Raw genomic sequence first — 15,477 nt, forward strand, 5'->3', positions numbered from 1 at the left:
TGCCGGTCGACCGGCTTATCTGCGCTGCGACGGGTGCCAGAAGGTCACCCGGCTTTCGATCAGCGACACGATTCCATAGAACAGCGAACCCGCGATTGCGGCCACAAGAATTTCGGCCCAGACCAGCGGCAGGTCCAATTGCCCCACCGCGGTCGAGATCCGAAAGCCCATGCCGCGGGTCGGGCTGCCGAAAAACTCGGCAACGATGGCACCGATCAGCGCCAGCGTGGTGGTGATCTTCAACCCGTTGAACAGGAAGGGCATGGCGGCGGGCAGGCGCATCTTGACCAGCGACTGCCAGTAACCCGCGCTCCATGTCGCCATCAGGTCGCGCTGCAGCGCATCGGTGGCGGCAAGACCCGCGACCATGTTCACGAGGATCGGGAAAAACACCATGACCACGACAACGGCGGCCTTTGACTGCCAGTCGAAGCCGAACCACATGACGAGGATCGGGGCGATGCCGATGATCGGCAGGGCGGCGACGAAATTGCCGATGGGCAGCAGCCCGCGCTGCAGGAAGGGGCTGCGGTCGATGGCGATGGCGGTGGCGATGGCAGCGAGCGCTCCGATCAGCCAGCCCGACAGCGCGCCCTTGAGGATGGTCTGGACGAAATCGCCCCAGAGCAGCGGGATATTGGCCATGAACGCCGCCCAGATCTGGCTGGGTGCGGGCAGGATGACCGACGGCACAGCATAGGCGCGCACGATCATTTCCCAGAGCAGCAGAAGCGTCGTGCCAAAGATCAGCGGCACCAGAATCCGGGTGAGGCGGGTGTTCAGCCGCGCGAGGAAGGCGTTGAGGCCCCAGGCCCCCAACCAGACGGCGAGGATCGGCAGCGCGCTCATCGGGCCAGCCCCATGCGTTTCAAAGTGATCCGCTCGATCAGCCCGATCAGCACGACCAGACCGGCGGCTAGTGCGGCGGCCATGAACAGCGCCGACCAGATCTGCACCGTCTGCCCGTAATAGCTGCCTGACAGAAGCCGCGCGCCCAGACCCGAGGTCGCGCCCGCCGGCAATTCGCCGACGATGGTGCCGACCAGCGCGGCGGCGACTGCGACCTTCAGGCTGGCGAAGAGATAGGGCATCGACGACGGCAGGCGCAGCCGCCAGAAGCTTTGCGATCGCGAGGCGTTCCACGACCGCATCAGGTCAAGCTGCATCGCATCGGGTTGCCGTAGCCCCGCGACCATGCCGACCAGCACCGGAAAGAAGCTGAGCCAGGCCGAGATGACCGCCTTGGGCAGAAGCCCGGTGACGCCGATGCTGGCCAGCACAACGATCACCATCGGTGCGATGGCGAGGATCGGCACCGTCTGGCTGGCCACGGCCCAGGGCATCACCGACTGGTCCATGGTCCGGTCATGGACGATGCCCACCGCCAGCAGGATGCCGGCGAGGCTGCCGATGGCAAAGCCCGCCATGGTGGCCGAGAGCGTGACCCCGGCGTGATAGACCAACGAGCGTTTCGAGGTGATGGCCTGACCGAAGATCCCGTCCCACAGCCCCGCCGCCACCTGATGGGGCGCGGGCAGAACCGGGCGATCCTGCGACAGCGTGTCGGCGATCAGCTGGCCGGTGGTCAGCGTCGTCCCGGCCCGCGCGGCCTGATCCTGCGCCCATTGCGCATTCATGCCGATGGCGGCGAGATACCAGACGAGGATGATGGCCGCGAGGACGGTCAGGACGGGCAGGGCGCGGGTCATGTGCTGGCCCCATCAAGCACGGCTCGATGCCGCATCCCTCGCCCGGAACAAGGGCGAAGCCCGCCGGGCGAGCGCCTGCCCGTCCCGGCGGGCTGGCGCTTTGGTGCCGCTGGTCCTGCCTTCCGGCAGAGTAGGGGCTTTGCACCATAAAGCGCGTCGTTCAACTGTTCTGGCGCCACCCCACGGGCCGGCGCTCGCCCTCTGTCGGCGCATATGAACGCCTCAATCATAACTATGCCCCTCGCGCAGCCCCTCGCGCACCTCATGGGACAGCGCGATGAATTCCGGCGTGTCGCGGATCTCCAGCGGGCGCTCGGCGGGCAGGGTGCTTTCGATCACCTTGGTGATCCGGCCCGGTCGCGGCGACATGACCACGATCCGGGTCGAGAGATAGACCGCCTCGGGGATGGAATGCGTCACGAAACCGATGGTTTTGCGGGTCTTCCGCCACAACTCCAGCAAGGCCTCGTTCAGCCGGTCGCGGACGATCTCGTCCAGCGCGCCGAAGGGCTCGTCCATCAAGAGGATATCGGCGTCAAAGGCCAGCGCGCGCGCAATGCTGGCGCGCTGCTGCATCCCGCCCGACAGCTGCCACGGAAACTTGCCGCCAAAGCCCGCGAGATCGACAAGTTCCAGCACCCGGGCGATCCGCTCGGCCCGGTCTGCCTTGGAAAATCCCATGATCTCAAGCGGCAGAGAGATGTTCCCCGAAATCGTTCGCCACGGATATAGGCCCGGGGCCTGAAACACATAGCCATAGGCGCGCGCCTTCCGCGCCTCGTCCGCCGGCATCCCGTTCACCGTCAGGCTGCCGCCGGTCGGGGTCTCCAGCGCGGCGATGGTGCGCAGGAAGGTGGTCTTGCCGCAGCCCGAGGGGCCGATGAAGCTGACGAAATCGCCGCGATTGATGGTCAGGTCCACGCCTTTCAGCGCATGGACCGGGCCATCGGCAGTTGGAAAGGTCAGGTCGACGCCTTGGGCGGTGATGACGGGATCGGCTCCGCTGCTCATGCGCTGGTCCTTGTCATGATGGCGGATGGTCCCGGTTGAGGTCGTGCCAAGTCGCGCTCCGATAGGTGATGAGGAAATAGATGGTGCTGATGATACAGGGGATCAGTCCCAGCATCACCATGATCCCGAGGGTCCCCGAGGTCGAGCCGCCACCGATCTTGAGGGCGGCAGGCAGCATCATCGCGACACTGGCCAGCGCGCCAGACAGCGTGGCCGAGGCGCGCGGCCCAAGCCCCATGCGGCGTAGAAGGGCGAAAACCCCGATCCAGCAAAGGGCGGCGAGCGGCAGGCCGATGACCGCCATGTAAAGCAGCGCCAGCCCGGCGCCGATGATGAAGGGAACGAGGGAATAGCCGATGGTCTGGCTGGGGTCGCCGGTGCTGAGGTCGAGCCTTGCAAAGATCATCAGCCCCAGCAGGATCGGGAACAGCGCCAGCAGGATCGCCAGCCAGATCAGGATCTTGCGGTCGATCCCGCGACGGCGAAGCCACTGTCTCACACCCCCATCGCCGCAAGGACCGGGTGCCGGAGCGACCGGGCCAGGTCCGTGCCGCAGCCCCTGAAGCCGACGACCCGCATGACATCGGGGCGAACGATGGTCAGGTCGGTCCCTTGTGACACTCTTGTCGATCGATTCATCTCTGCTCTGCCCCGTCCCGATAGATCTTGCGGGCGACGTAAGGTGCGGCAAACAGCGCCAGCGGTGCGAAGATGATGACTGGTAACATATCGGATTCCGTCAACAGCACGAACATCACCCCGGTCCCCGCGGTCATGACCAGGGCAGCAAAGCTCGCCGACTGAGAAACGCCGGCTTGCCTTCGCTCCCTGCGAAACGCCGAGCCGAAGAGGGCTGCAGCAGGAATGATCCAGAGAAGTGATCCCACGGATCCGGCAAAGAGCAAGTACAAGACCGCAATGGGCAGGCCTTCGATCGCCTGCAATGGTGCGCCGGCGTCGATCGCGAGCATCACCCCGATAACGAGCGCAGCCGTGATGATGATCATCATCACGGTGATGGCATAGAACTGCAAGAATCGTCCGTCCAGTCCACGATCCTTGAACCAGTTCATCACACCCCCGTCGCCGGAATGCCCGCGCGCGCAACCGGCCTCGGCGCGGTCAGTTCTTTCCACGCGCTCAGCGCCCGGTTCACGTTGCCCCTCGGCTCACGGGCGACGAATTCGCCGTGACCCTCGTGGCTGTCGACCTTGCCCTCGCGCACCGCGACCACGCCGCGCGTCAGGGTATAGCGCGGCAGACCCTTCACCTTCTGGCCCTCGAAGACGTTGTAATCGATGGAAGATTGCTGCGTCCCGGCGCTGATGGTCTTTTCCGCCTCGGGATCCCAGACCACCAGATCGGCGTCGGCTCCGACCAGCACCGCGCCCTTCTTGGGATACATGTTCAGGATCTTGGCGATATTGGTCGAGGTGACGGCGACGAATTCGTTCGGCGTCAGACGCCCGGTATTCACCCCATGGGTCCAGAGCATCGGCATCCGATCCTCAAGACCGCCGGTGCCGTTCGGGATCTTGGTGAAATCGCCGATGCCGGTGCGCTTCTGGTCGGTGGTGAAGGCGCAGTGATCGGTGGCGACCACGGACAGCGAACCCGATTGCAGCCCGGCCCAGAGACTGTCCTGATGCAGCTTGTTGCGGAAGGGTGGCGACATGACGCGGCGCGCGGCATGGTCCCAATCGGGGTTGAAATACTCGCTTTCATCCAGCGTCAGGTGCTGGATCAGCGGCTCGCCCCAGACCCGCTTGCCCTGCGCGCGGGCACGGCGGATGGCCTCGTGGCTGTCCTCGCAACTGGTATGGACGACATAAAGCGGCACACCGGCCATATCGGCCACCATGATCGCGCGGTTGGTGGCCTCGCCCTCGACCTGCGGTGGGCGGCTGTATGCATGAGCCTCGGGGCCGGTATTGCCCTCGGCCAGAAGCCGCGCCGAGAGTTCGGCCACGACATCGCCATTTTCGGCATGAACCAGCGCAATGCCGCCCAGATCGCCCACCCGGCGGAAGCTGGCAAACAATTCATCATCGTTCACCATAAGCGCGCCCTTGTAGGCCATGAAATGCTTGAAGCTGGTGATGCCGCGCTTGACCACCGCCTCCATCTCGTCAAAGACCTGCTGCCCCCACCAGGTGATCGCCATGTGATAGGAGAAGTCGCAATGTGCGCGGCCAACCTTGTTGTCCCACATCTGCAGCGCATCGAGCAGCCCCTGACCGGGCGAGGGCAGGGCAAAATCGACCACCATGGTGGTCCCGCCCGCCAGCGCCGCGCGGGTGCCGCTTTCGAAATCATCGGCGGAATAGGTGCCCATGAAGGGCATTTCCAGATGCGTATGCGGATCGATCCCGCCCGGCATGATCAGGCAGCCGGTCGCGTCCAGCTGTTCATCGCCCGAGAGGTTCTCGCCGATGGCCGCGATCGTGCCGTCCTCGATCAGCACATCGGCCTTGTAGGTCAGATCGGCGGTGACGATGGTTCCGTTCTTGATGACTATGGTCATGTGGCCTCCTTTGCGCAGCGGCGCGTCAGGGCGGACAGTTCGTCGAACAGGACCGGGTCCACCTTGGTGAAATTGAAGCAGGTCTTGCCCTGCTGGCGCTTTTTCAGCGCAGGCGACAGCCCGTCCGCCAGTGACGGCAGGTGATAGAGCGGGGGCAGGTGATAGGACACGGCCCGCGCGCCGGTCTTGACCATGCCGAACCATGCCGGCTCGCCGGTCTTCGCATTCGTCGCCGGCCCCTTGAGATCGATATGCCCCGGACCGTCGAGCGTGGCCGTCGCCCCCGGTGCTGCGGTCAGCATCAGCGCGCGAAGCTCGTGGTAGACCGTGGTGAGGTCGGGCATCAGCGAGTCACCACCTCCGCCACGTTCAACACCGAATGCAGCAGTACATCCGCCCCCGCTGCCGCCCATTCCGGCGAGATCTCCTCGGCCTCGTTATGGCTCAGCCCGTCCACACAGGGGCACATGATCATCACCGTGGGCGCGACGCGGTTGATCCAGCAGGCGTCATGGCCGGCGCCCGAGATGATGTTCATGTGGGAATAGCCCAGATGCTCGGCGGCGCCGCGCACGACCTTGACCAGATCGGGGTCGAAGGTGACCGGGTCGAAATGGCCGACCGGCTCGATCTCGATGCCGAGGCCCAGTTCGGCGGCGATCTCCGGCGCCTCGGCCTCCAGCCGGGCGCGCATGGCGGTCAGTTTCTCGAGATCGGGGGAGCGGAAATCGACGGTGAAGACGGCCTTGCCGGGGATCACGTTGCGCGAGTTCGGCCAGACATTGGCCTGACCGACGGCGCCCACGGCGTTGGGCTGGTGATCCATGGCGATGCGGTGCACCGCCTCGATGATCCGGGCCATGCCGAGGCCCGCATTCACCCGCATGTTCATCGGAGTGCTGCCGGTATGTGCATCCTTGCCGGTCAGCGTGACCTGCAGCCACCAGAGGCCCTGGCCATGGGTGACGACGCCGATCTGTTTCTCCTCGGCTTCCAGAATTGGCCCCTGCTCGATGTGATATTCGAACATGGCGTGCATGGGCCGGCCACCGACATCCTCGGTGCCACGCCAGCCGATGCGGTCCAACTCCTCGCCGAAGCGCTTGCCCTCGGCATCCTGACGGGAATTGGCGTAATCCTCGTCATGGACCCCGGCATAGACGCCCGAGGCCAGCATGGCCGGGGCAAAGCGCGCGCCTTCCTCATTGGTCCAGTTCACCACCACGATGGGGCGGCGGGTGGTCAGACCCAGATCGCGGATCGAGCGGATGACCTCGAGCCCCGACAGGACGCCCAGCACGCCATCATATTTGCCGCCGGTGGGCTGGGTATCCAGATGGCTGCCGATATAGACCGGATCGAGCGACGTGTCCGCGCCCTCGTGGCGCATGAACATGTTGCCCATGCGGTCGACGCCCATGCTCATGCCGGCATCCTCGCACCATCGCTGGAACAGGCGGCGGCCCTCGCCATCGGCATCGGTCAGGGTCTGGCGGTTGTTGCCGCCGGCGACGCCCGGGCCGATCTTGGCCATTTCCATCAGGCTGTCCCACAGCCGGTCTGGGTCGACCTTCATGTTCGCGGCCGGGGCCGTCTCGCTGGCGTCGCTCATGCGCGCTCCTTCCTGTCGGGCCGCCCGGTCTTGGTGCCGGGTCGGCGGATGGGGTTCAGTCGATGGCCTTCAGCACCTCGGCCAGCTTGCCGATCAGCTCGTCGATCTGTGCCTTGGAGATGATCAGCGGCGGCGACATAGCGATGGTGTCGCCGGTCACGCGGATCAGGATGCCGGCCTCGTAGGCCTTGAGGAAGGCGTCGAAGGCGCGCTTGCCGGGCTGGCCATCGATGCCCTTCAACTCGACCGCGCCGATCAGGCCCATGTTGCGGATGTCGATGACATGGGGCAGATCGCGAAGACCGTGCAGCGCCTCTTGCCAGTGCTGGTCCAGTTCCGCGGCGCGGGTCAAGAGCCCCTCGTCTTCATAGGTGTCCAGCGTGGCGATGCCGGCGGCGCAGGCGACCGGGTTGCCGGAATAGGTATAGCCGTGGAACAGCTCGATCACATGTTCCGGGCCGGTCATGAAGGCATCGTGGATCGCGCCCGAGGTCAGCACCGCGCCCATCGGGATGACGCCATTGGTCAGGCCCTTGGCGCAGGTGATCATGTCCGGCGTGACGCCGAAATGCTGGGCGGCGAAGGGGCTGCCCAAGCGGCCGAAGCCGGTGATGACCTCGTCGAAGATCAACAGGATGCCATGCTTGCGGGTGATCTCGCGCAGGCGCTCGAGATAGCCCTTGGGCGGCATCAGCACGCCGGTCGAGCCGGCCATCGGCTCGACGATCACGGCGGCGATGGTCTCGGCCCCGTGCAGCGCCACGATCCGCTCCAGATCATCGGCAAGGTTCGCGCCATGCTCGGGCTGGCCCTTGGTGAAGACGTTCTCGGGCAGGTGGGTATGGGGCAGGTGGTCGACGCCGGCCAGCAGGCTGCCGAAGAAGCGGCGGTTGTTGACGATGCCACCGACCGAAATGCCGCCGAAGCCGACACCGTGATAGCCGCGCTCGCGCCCGATCAGCCTCGTCCGCGTGCCCTCGCCTCGTGCGCGGTGATAGGCAAGCGCGATTTTCAGGGCCGTATCAACAGCTTCGGAACCGGAATTACAGTAGAATGCATGGTCGATCCCGTCGGGTGCGATGTCGACAAGGCGGTTCGCCAATTCGAAGGCAAGGGGATGACCCATCTGGAAGGCCGGCGCATAATCAAGCTCGGCCACCTGATTCTGCACGGCTTCGGTGATCTTGGGGCGGCAATGGCCGGCATTGCAGCACCACAGGCCCGCCGTGCCATCAAGGATCTCGCGGCCATCGGCGGCGGTGTAATGCATGTCCTTGGCCGAAACCAACATGCGCGGCGCCGCCTTGAATTGCCGGTTCGAGGTGAAGGGCATCCAGAACGCGCGCAGGTCGTTCGGGGCGGGTTTGCGGTCTAGTGCCATCGGTTCCTCGCAAATATTGACCAAGAGGTCAGGATCAGGCTAGCACGGGGCCATGGGCAGTCAAGCGCCATCCAGACCGATCCGGTTCGCTGTCGTTTATAGGGGGTTTCCGCGTCATGAGCGATGAGTCGCAGGCCCGACCGACCCGGATTCAGCAGAAGAACCGGGCCACCATCCTTGAAGGCGCGCTGACGGTGTTTTCCGCGCAGGGCTTTCGCGGCGCGACCATCGACCAGATCGCCGAAGAGGCCGGGCTTTCGAAGCCCAACGTGCTCTATTACTTCGCCAGCAAGGAAGAGATCTATCGCAACCTCCTGACCGGGCTGCTGGACATGTGGCTGGACCCGCTGCGTTCGATCAATCCCGAGGGCGAGCCGCTGGACGAGGTCCACCGCTATGTCGCCACCAAGCTGCAGATGTCACGCGACTATCCCCGTGAAAGCCGGCTGTTTGCCAACGAGGTGCTGCAGGGCGCGCCGCTGCTGACCGAGATCCTCGGCGGGCTGCTGCGCGAGATGGTGGATGAACAGGCGGCGGTGTTCCAGGGCTGGATGGACCAGGGGCGGCTGGCGCGGGTCGATCCGCATCACCTGATCTTCTCGATCTGGGCACTGACCCAGCATTATGCCGATTTCGAGGCGCAGGTGCGCGCCGTGCTGGGGCCGGGCCATGACCCCTATGCCGAGGCCGGGGTGTTCCTTGACCGGCTCTACAGCAACCTGCTGACCGTCCATCCCGACGAACAGGGTTAATGCGACTTCACGATCCCTTGAATTTCCCCAGCAAACGGCGCATGACACCCGTCTGATTAATCTTTTCGGGGCGCCCATGTCGGCCGAACCGCATCGCCAGGACAGGCTGACCGCCGCGCTGGTTCTGTCCTGCCTCGGTGTCGTCTATGGCGACATCGGCACCTCACCGCTTTACGCCCTTCGTGAATCGCTGATCCATGCCCACGAGGAGGGCATGGCCGAAACCGCGGTCATCGGCATTGTCTCGCTGCTGGTGTGGACGGTCGTGCTGATCGTGTCGGTGAAATACGTCCTTCTGATCCTGCGTGCCGACAACAATGGCGAGGGCGGCACGCTGTCGCTGGTCGCCAAGGCGCATGGCGCGATCGGCGGCAAGCCGAAATGGTGGCTTTACGGCACCGGCATCGTGGGCGTCTCGCTGTTCTTCGGCGATTCCATGATCACCCCGGCGATCTCGGTCCTGTCGGCGGTCGAGGGGCTGGAACTGGTGATCCCCGGCTTCGACCGCTGGGTGGTGCCGATCACCCTTGGCATCGTCATCACCCTCTTCGCGGTGCAGCGCAGTGGCACGGCGGCGGTGTCGCGGCTGTTCGGACCGATCATGCTGGTCTGGTTCGCCACGCTGGCTATCCTCGGCCTCAGCCACATCATGGATGACGCGCGCATCATCCAGGCGCTGAACCCGCTGAACGCGCTGAATTTTCTCTTGCAGAACGGATTTGGCGCCTTGCCGGTGCTGGGTTCGGTCTTCCTTGCCGTCACCGGGGCCGAGGCGCTTTACGCCGATATGGGCCATTTCGGTCGCAAGGCTATCCGCACCGCCTGGACCGCGCTGGTCTGGCCGGCGCTGACGCTGTCCTACCTGGGGCAGGGGGCGATGGTGTTGGCGCGGCCGGAGACTGCGGCCAACCCGTTCTTCCTGATGGCGCCAAGCTGGTTCACCCTGCCGCTGGTGCTGCTGGCGACGGTCGCCACGGTCATCGCCTCGCAGGCGGTCATCTCGGGCGCCTTCTCGGTCGCGGCGCAGGCGGTGCAACTGGGTCTGCTGCCACGGCTGACGATCAACCACACCTCGGCCACCCATTCCGGCCAGATCTACCTGCCGCGCGTCAACACCATCCTGATGATCGGGGTGGTGGCGCTGGTCATCGGTTTCGGCTCCTCCGAGCGGCTGGCCAACGCCTATGGTCTGGCGGTCACCGGCGACATGGTCATCACCTCGCTGTTGGCGATCGTTGTCTTCCGTTTCGCGTGGAAATGGAGCTGGCCGATGGTGGCCTTGATCATGACGCCGATCCTCGCGGTCGAGTTGGTCTTCCTCTCGGCGCAGGTGCTGAAATTCTTCGATGGCGGCTGGATCCCGCTGGTCTTTGCCGCGCTGACCGTCACCATGATGGTGGTCTGGATCCGTGGCAGCCAGGTGGTGCAGGCCAAGCTGTCGAACGAGGCCATCGCGCTGACGACGCTGGTCGAGCAGATGGAGAAATCGGAAAGCGTGACCCGGGTGCCGGGAACGGCGGTGTTCCTGACCGCAGACCCGATGATCGCGCCGGCGGCGCTGATGCACAATCTCAAGCACAACCGCGTGCTGCACGAGCGCAATTACGTGCTGAAGGTCATCCCCGCGACCACGCCCCGGGTCGATCCCGAGACAAGGGTTCAGATCGAGGAGGTCGGCCCGGGATTCTGGCGGGTGGCTGTCCGTTTCGGCTACATGGAGCAGCCGGCCGTGGCCAAGGCCCTGGGCGAGGCGCGGCTGGCCGGGCACAAGTTCGACATCATGAAGACCAGCTATTTTCTGAACCACCGCAACCTGCGGGTGGGCAAGGCGAACCTAATGCCGCTCTGGGCCGCGCGGCTCTATGTCAGCCTGTTTCGCAGTTCCTCCGACCCGACTGAGTTCTACCGGCTGCCCTCGAACCGGGTGATTGAGTTGGGCCAGCAGATCAACATCTAACGCTTCAGCAATCCCGCGCCCTGGTAATAAGCCTCGGCGCCTGAATGAAGCGGGATGCTGATCCCGGCCAATGCGCTCTCGGCGCTGATCGCATGGGCGACGGGATGGCCGAGACGCAGCATCCGCTGCGTATAGTCGTTCCACAGCACGCGGGTGATGTCATGGATCAGCGTCTCGGGCTGGTCCTCGGTCGTCAACCACAGCGCGGCGACCGACAGGGTCTCGACCGGCTCGGCCTGCCCGGCATAGGTGCCGGCGGGTATGGTCTCGCGGCGGAAGAAGGGATGGCGCGCGATCAGCCGGTCGGCCAGCGGTCCGGCAATGGGCAGAAGCACCACATCGGTCTGGCTGGCCAGCGCGGTGAGTCCCGAGACCGGCCAGCCGCCGACCATGAAGAAGGCATCCAACTCGCCCGCGCGCAGCTGCCGCGCGGCCTCGTCGGTGGAAAGCTCGCTCAGCTCCAGCCGCGCATCTGGAATGCCGGCGGCTTGCAGCACCAGTTGCGCATCGATCCGCGTGCCCGAGCCGGCCTGGTTGATCGAGACGCGCTTGCCCGCCAGATCGCTGATGCTGCCGATCCCGGCGTCGGCGCGGGCAATGAGGTGGATCGCCTCGGGATAGAGCGCGGCGATGGCGCGCAGCTTGTCCGCCCGGTTCTTGCCCTGCCATCCGGGGCCGCCCGATTGCGCGGCGTGGGCGATGTCGGCCTGGACCAGTGCCGATTCCAGCCCGCCGTCACGCAGCGCCTGGATGTTTTGCACCGACCCTTCCGAGGACAGCGCCGAAGCCAGAAGCCCGGGAACGCCACAGGCTCCGCCCTCGTCGCAGCGCACCCCGCCCGGCGGGTTCGAGATCGCCGCCGCGATCACCCCGGCCACCGCGTAATAGGTGCCCGAGGTCTCGCCGCTGCCGATGCGGAAGAAGCGCAGTTCCGGCTCGCCCGGGTCAGCCCCTTGGGCCTGTGCCCGCGCAAACCCTGCGGGCAGAAGCGAGATCAGGCTGAGAACGATGAGGACGAGTATTCGCATCGGCTTTTCGGCACGGGCTCTAGCTGCTGCGCCTGGGTTCCAGAACGTCGCCCAGGCTCGTGATCAGGCGGATATTCTCGATCGCCTTGCCGACCAGGTCGTCGGTATGGCCTTCGATCCAGTCCAGCACCGCCTGCCGCGTGGCCGAGATGATCGCCGAGGCGAGGATGGGTGCCAGCCGCGGGTCCTGCTCGACCAGGCGGCGGCGCAGCATCTGTTCCATCTGCGAATGCCGCTCGAGCAGGGCGGATTGCTGCAGCGCCGCCAGCTTGGCATCGGTATCGGCCAGCCGGATGATGGCGCCGACCATGTCTCGCTGTGCGGTGAAGCGCGACAGATGCGCCTGCATCAGCGCCGACAGGTCCTCGATCAGCGGCTTGTTGCCCTGCATGAAACTGTCCGAGGCATCGCGCGGATAGTCCTTGGGCGGGCCATAGATGGCCGCTTCCTTGTAGGGGTAATAGTTGAAGAAGGTGCGGGGGCTGACTCCGGCCTCGCGGGCAATTGCCTCGGTGGTCAGATTGATCATCCCATCTCGCAGCGCCAGTTTGATCGCGGCGGCTTGGATCCGGATCGCCGTCTCGCGACGACGCTTGCTGGGTCCAGTCATGTGATGGTGGTCCTGATTGGGATCTTGATCGCGCGAAACTGACCTCAAGCCGGAAAAGGCACAAGCGAATGTTACAGGCTCAGCACGAACTCGATCGGTTTTGCCGTCAGTCAGAGGGGCGGGCGGGTGCGCAAGGCGCTCGGAAATTCTTTTGCAATCATATCGTTACCTGATCCGTTTGACAAGGCGGACCTGCGACCATTTGACCGTGTTGCCGGGGCGAATGACGGGCAGGTTGCCAGCGGATCGCACGGGGCAGGCAGACGAGGACGGCGTGATCACTGTCCGTCGGGGGATAAAACAGAAATGACCGGCCCCGGAAAAGGGCCAGCCCAGTCAGAACAGGATATCACGGCTTGTCAGGGCCGGGAAAGATTTGTCTCAGCCGCCCCAGGTGCGGATCGGGCCGCAATCCATGTGGACGAAATTCGAGCGCGAGTACTTGCCGACGCCACCACCACGGCAGGCTGCCGCGGCCTGGTACATCTGCCCGACCGAGCGCGATTTCAGCCGCAGATCGGCGGCCTTGCCGACCATGTGCAGCGAGTTCCGCGCCACGCCGCTGGAGCGCGAGCGCAGCATCGCGTTGGTGCGCGGCGAGCGGTAGCCCGACAGCATCATGTAGGGTTCGTTGGTCTGCAGCATCCGGTGGCTGGCCGCCGCGATGTCGATGGTGCGCGGGTCGATGCCGATGGCCTCGCCGGTGCGCCAGTCCCGCATGAAGATGTTGATCTCGTTCAGCGCCTCGCGGATGTACTTGCCATCGACCCAGTAGACGGTGTCGAGGCTTTCGCCGGTGCGCCCCGAGTACATGCGGATCCGGCGCATGTCGCCGGCCCCGCGCAGAAATCCGAAAGCGTTCGCCATTACCGGCGCAGCCGCAACGGTCGTCGCCGCGAAAACACCCAGAATCCCGCGACGGTTGATAAGGTTCATGGTCATGTCAGATCGCCTGTCCCGCTTCGTTTTTGTCGCTGCTTATGGTGCAGCACATCCGAGGTTATTCCCGAACTTGTTAACAATATGTCAAAGCCGCGTTGACTCAGGAACTGTTTAGTTCCGGACGCGGCGGCTTTTCGCGAGTATGCGCGAAAACTTGCCGATCGGGTTGGTTTTGAGGTAAATTTTAGAGGCTTGTTGCAGCTGGGTGACGGGTGGGTGGCGAAATTGCCGCGCGCCGGTCCCCGTGCTGGACCGGCGGCGTTGTCGGTGAGAAGACACAGGAAACGGCAGGCGAAGAACATGTTGTCAAGATTTAACGCTTTCGTGATGGCTTTCGGGCTGACACTGTCGGCCCCGATGGCTGTTGTTTCCGGGGCACAGGCCCAAGGCGTCGGCCAGACGGTCGGCGCCGCCACAGCCATCGCCCCGCGGCTGGAATTCAGCGCACCCGAGATGGATCTGGCCCGCGCCGTTGCCGGTTGGCCGGGCGTCGCGGCCTTCTATGGCGAGAACGGGCTGCGCCCGGTTTTCGGGGGAATCGAGGGGCAGGCGCGGCGCGAGGCGGTGATCGCGGCCGTCGAATCGGCGCATCTGCATGGCCTGCCGGCTGCTCGCTATGACCTGCCGGGTCTACGCCAGGCAAATGCCGATAGCATCGCCGGCGAGGCGCTGTTTGCCCGGGTCGCGGCGCAGTACATGCGCGACGTGACCAGCGGGGCGATCAATCCTGCCCGCGCCGATGCCCAGATCCACCGCACGATCAACCGGCCGAACGTGGCCGCGCTGCTGGGCGAGCTGGTGAAAAGCCCTGATCCGAAGGGCTTCATCCTGTCGCAGGGACCGAAGGACCCGCGCTACCTCGCGCTGCAGGACGCGCTTGCGTCGCGTGCCGGGCTGATGGCCCCGCCGGGCGCACCGCTGGCGCCCAAGGGCCTCTGGCGCACGGGAATGCGCGATCCGGCGATTCCCGATCTGCGCGCCCGGCTGGCCAGCATCGGCTTCAACGCGGCGCAGCCGCTGGACCCGTCGGAATATGACGCGGCCCTGTCGGATGCGGTGCTGCAGTTCCAGGAGGCCGCCGGCCTGCCCGCCGATGGCGTGGCGGGCCCGATGACGATCAACCGTCTGAATGGCGGCCCGGACGGCCAGACCCGCGCGATCCTCGTGGCGATGGAGCGGATGCGCTGGATGAACGGGCATGACCTGAACGCCCGGCATGTCTGGGTGAACATCCCCGAATACATCGCCCGCATCTATGACGGCGGCCAGCAGGTGTTCCAGACCCGCGTGGTCGTGGGCAAGACCGACAGCGACATGCGCACGCCGGAATTCTCGGACCAGATGGAATACGTGGTGGTCAATCCGCGCTGGAACGTGCCGCGCTCGATCACCGTCAAGGAATACCTGCCGCGGCTGCAGAAGAACCGCTATGCCGTCTCGCATCTCGATATTATTGACGGGCGCGGCAATGTCGTCTCGCGCGACAGCATCGATTTCGGCCGCTACTCGGCCTCGAGCTTTCCCTACCGGATGCGACAGAAACCCAGCGAGGACAATGCGCTGGGGCTGGTGAAGTTCATCTTCCCGAACCCGTGGAACATCTACCTGCACGACACGCCTAGCAAGCACCTGTTCGGCGAATCGAGCCGCGCCTATTCGCATGGCTGCATCCGCATCGGCGATCCCTTCGACCTTGCCTATGCGCTTCTGTCGCAGCAGACCGACAACCCGCAGCGCATGTTCCAGCGCGCGCTGGACAGCGGCAACGAGCAATGGCTGAGCCTGAAGCCCAATTTGCCGGTGCACCTGGTCTATTTCACCGCCATGGCCGAACCCTCGGGCGAGATACGCTTCTACCGCGATATTTATGGTCGTGACGCACGGGTCTGGGACGCGCTGGACAAGGCCGGACTGGAACTGGCCGGTCAAAGCGATTAAGTCCGCCCCGAAA

At 65.0% G+C, this 15,477-nt stretch carries 15 protein-coding genes; 3 read left to right on the forward strand and 12 right to left on the reverse strand.

Going from position 1 to position 15,477, the window contains the following annotated elements; genetic code table 11:
* Positions 1 to 15: 15 nt before the first annotated feature.
* The 9 genes from CX676_RS04125 to CX676_RS04165 form a co-directional block, all read right to left on the reverse strand.
* On the reverse strand, positions 16 to 849 hold the full coding sequence (locus CX676_RS04125) for an ABC transporter permease (protein WP_101751494.1): 834 nt from the start codon (positions 847 to 849) through the stop codon (positions 16 to 18).
* Positions 846 to 1,709, reverse strand: a complete 864-nt coding sequence (locus CX676_RS04130) for an ABC transporter permease (RefSeq protein WP_101751495.1) — start codon at positions 1,707 to 1,709, stop codon at positions 846 to 848. The genes CX676_RS04125 and CX676_RS04130 overlap by 4 nt, the downstream gene beginning before the upstream one ends.
* A gap of 222 nt (positions 1,710 to 1,931) precedes the next feature.
* On the reverse strand, positions 1,932 to 2,720 hold the full coding sequence (locus tag CX676_RS04135) for an ABC transporter ATP-binding protein (protein WP_101751496.1): 789 nt from the start codon (positions 2,718 to 2,720) through the stop codon (positions 1,932 to 1,934).
* A 13-nt stretch (positions 2,721 to 2,733) separates the two neighbouring features.
* Positions 2,734 to 3,219, reverse strand: a complete 486-nt coding sequence (locus tag CX676_RS04140; protein ID WP_101751497.1) for a hypothetical protein — start codon at positions 3,217 to 3,219, stop codon at positions 2,734 to 2,736.
* Between the two features lie 136 nt (positions 3,220 to 3,355).
* A complete protein-coding gene (locus CX676_RS04145; protein WP_101751498.1) occupies positions 3,356 to 3,793 on the reverse strand; it encodes a hypothetical protein in 438 nt (145 codons plus the stop codon).
* On the reverse strand, positions 3,793 to 5,244 hold the full coding sequence (gene hydA / locus CX676_RS04150; RefSeq protein WP_101751499.1) for a dihydropyrimidinase: 1,452 nt from the start codon (positions 5,242 to 5,244) through the stop codon (positions 3,793 to 3,795). The genes CX676_RS04145 and hydA overlap by 1 nt, the downstream gene beginning before the upstream one ends.
* Positions 5,241 to 5,588, reverse strand: a complete 348-nt coding sequence (locus CX676_RS04155) for a hypothetical protein (RefSeq protein ID WP_101751500.1) — start codon at positions 5,586 to 5,588, stop codon at positions 5,241 to 5,243. The genes hydA and CX676_RS04155 overlap by 4 nt, the downstream gene beginning before the upstream one ends.
* The gene (locus CX676_RS04160) at positions 5,588 to 6,856 is read right to left on the reverse strand and encodes a Zn-dependent hydrolase (RefSeq protein ID WP_198590274.1); all 1,269 of its coding nucleotides are present in this window, start codon (positions 6,854 to 6,856) and stop codon (positions 5,588 to 5,590) included. The genes CX676_RS04155 and CX676_RS04160 overlap by 1 nt, the downstream gene beginning before the upstream one ends.
* Positions 6,857 to 6,911: 55 nt before the next feature.
* Entirely contained in the window at positions 6,912 to 8,237 is a 1,326-nt protein-coding gene (locus tag CX676_RS04165) for an aspartate aminotransferase family protein (RefSeq protein ID WP_101751501.1), read from the reverse strand.
* Between the two features lie 116 nt (positions 8,238 to 8,353).
* On the opposite strand from CX676_RS04165, the gene CX676_RS04170 reads away from it, so the two are divergent.
* Positions 8,354 to 8,989 (forward strand): TetR family transcriptional regulator C-terminal domain-containing protein, encoded by a 636-nt coding sequence (locus tag CX676_RS04170; RefSeq protein ID WP_101751502.1) that lies wholly within the window; start codon positions 8,354 to 8,356, stop codon positions 8,987 to 8,989.
* Between the two features lie 76 nt (positions 8,990 to 9,065).
* Positions 9,066 to 10,946 carry a potassium transporter Kup gene (locus CX676_RS04175; RefSeq protein WP_101751503.1) on the forward strand — a complete coding sequence of 627 codons (1,881 nt, stop codon included), beginning with the start codon at positions 9,066 to 9,068 and terminating at the stop codon, positions 10,944 to 10,946.
* Here CX676_RS04175 and CX676_RS04180 read toward each other — a convergent pair.
* The 3 genes from CX676_RS04180 to CX676_RS04190 all read right to left on the reverse strand — a co-directional run bounded on the left by CX676_RS04180 (position 10,943) and on the right by CX676_RS04190 (position 13,526).
* Entirely contained in the window at positions 10,943 to 11,974 is a 1,032-nt protein-coding gene (locus CX676_RS04180; protein ID WP_101751504.1) for a TAXI family TRAP transporter solute-binding subunit, read from the reverse strand. The genes CX676_RS04175 and CX676_RS04180 overlap by 4 nt on opposite strands.
* Positions 11,975 to 11,993: 19 nt before the next feature.
* Positions 11,994 to 12,584 (reverse strand): TetR/AcrR family transcriptional regulator, encoded by a 591-nt coding sequence (locus tag CX676_RS04185; protein ID WP_101751505.1) that lies wholly within the window; start codon positions 12,582 to 12,584, stop codon positions 11,994 to 11,996.
* A 381-nt stretch (positions 12,585 to 12,965) separates the two neighbouring features.
* Complete coding sequence (locus CX676_RS04190; RefSeq protein ID WP_101751506.1) at positions 12,966 to 13,526, reverse strand: YcbK family protein; 561 nt, start codon at positions 13,524 to 13,526, stop codon at positions 12,966 to 12,968.
* 300 nt (positions 13,527 to 13,826) lie between these two features.
* Here CX676_RS04190 and CX676_RS04195 point away from each other — a divergent pair, with 300 nt between their 5' ends.
* Entirely contained in the window at positions 13,827 to 15,464 is a 1,638-nt protein-coding gene (locus tag CX676_RS04195) for a L,D-transpeptidase family protein (RefSeq protein WP_101751507.1), read from the forward strand.
* The last annotated feature ends 13 nt before the right edge of the window (positions 15,465 to 15,477 follow it).

Origin of the sequence: Paracoccus zhejiangensis, assembly GCF_002847445.1 — a bacterium.
GTDB classification, from domain to species: domain Bacteria; phylum Pseudomonadota; class Alphaproteobacteria; order Rhodobacterales; family Rhodobacteraceae; genus Paracoccus; species Paracoccus zhejiangensis.

Bases quoted from the DNA above. Each gene is read 5' to 3' on its own strand.
- CX676_RS04125 (WP_101751494.1), bottom strand. From the start codon at position 849: ATGAGCGCGCTGCCGATCCTCGCCGTCTGGTTGGGGGCCTGGGGCCTC.
- CX676_RS04130 (WP_101751495.1), bottom strand. From the start codon at position 1,709: ATGACCCGCGCCCTGCCCGTCCTGACCGTCCTCGCGGCCATCATCCTC.
- CX676_RS04135 (WP_101751496.1), bottom strand. From the start codon at position 2,720: ATGAGCAGCGGAGCCGATCCCGTCATCACCGCCCAAGGCGTCGACCTG.
- CX676_RS04145 (WP_101751498.1), bottom strand. From the start codon at position 3,793: ATGAACTGGTTCAAGGATCGTGGACTGGACGGACGATTCTTGCAGTTC.
- hydA (WP_101751499.1), bottom strand. From the start codon at position 5,244: ATGACCATAGTCATCAAGAACGGAACCATCGTCACCGCCGATCTGACC.
- CX676_RS04155 (WP_101751500.1), bottom strand. From the start codon at position 5,588: ATGCCCGACCTCACCACGGTCTACCACGAGCTTCGCGCGCTGATGCTG.
- CX676_RS04160 (WP_198590274.1), bottom strand. From the start codon at position 6,856: ATGAGCGACGCCAGCGAGACGGCCCCGGCCGCGAACATGAAGGTCGAC.
- CX676_RS04165 (WP_101751501.1), bottom strand. From the start codon at position 8,237: ATGGCACTAGACCGCAAACCCGCCCCGAACGACCTGCGCGCGTTCTGG.
- CX676_RS04170 (WP_101751502.1), top strand. From the start codon at position 8,354: ATGAGCGATGAGTCGCAGGCCCGACCGACCCGGATTCAGCAGAAGAAC.
- CX676_RS04175 (WP_101751503.1), top strand. From the start codon at position 9,066: ATGTCGGCCGAACCGCATCGCCAGGACAGGCTGACCGCCGCGCTGGTT.
- CX676_RS04180 (WP_101751504.1), bottom strand. From the start codon at position 11,974: ATGCGAATACTCGTCCTCATCGTTCTCAGCCTGATCTCGCTTCTGCCC.
- CX676_RS04185 (WP_101751505.1), bottom strand. From the start codon at position 12,584: ATGACTGGACCCAGCAAGCGTCGTCGCGAGACGGCGATCCGGATCCAA.
- CX676_RS04190 (WP_101751506.1), bottom strand. From the start codon at position 13,526: ATGACCATGAACCTTATCAACCGTCGCGGGATTCTGGGTGTTTTCGCG.
- CX676_RS04195 (WP_101751507.1), top strand. From the start codon at position 13,827: ATGTTGTCAAGATTTAACGCTTTCGTGATGGCTTTCGGGCTGACACTG.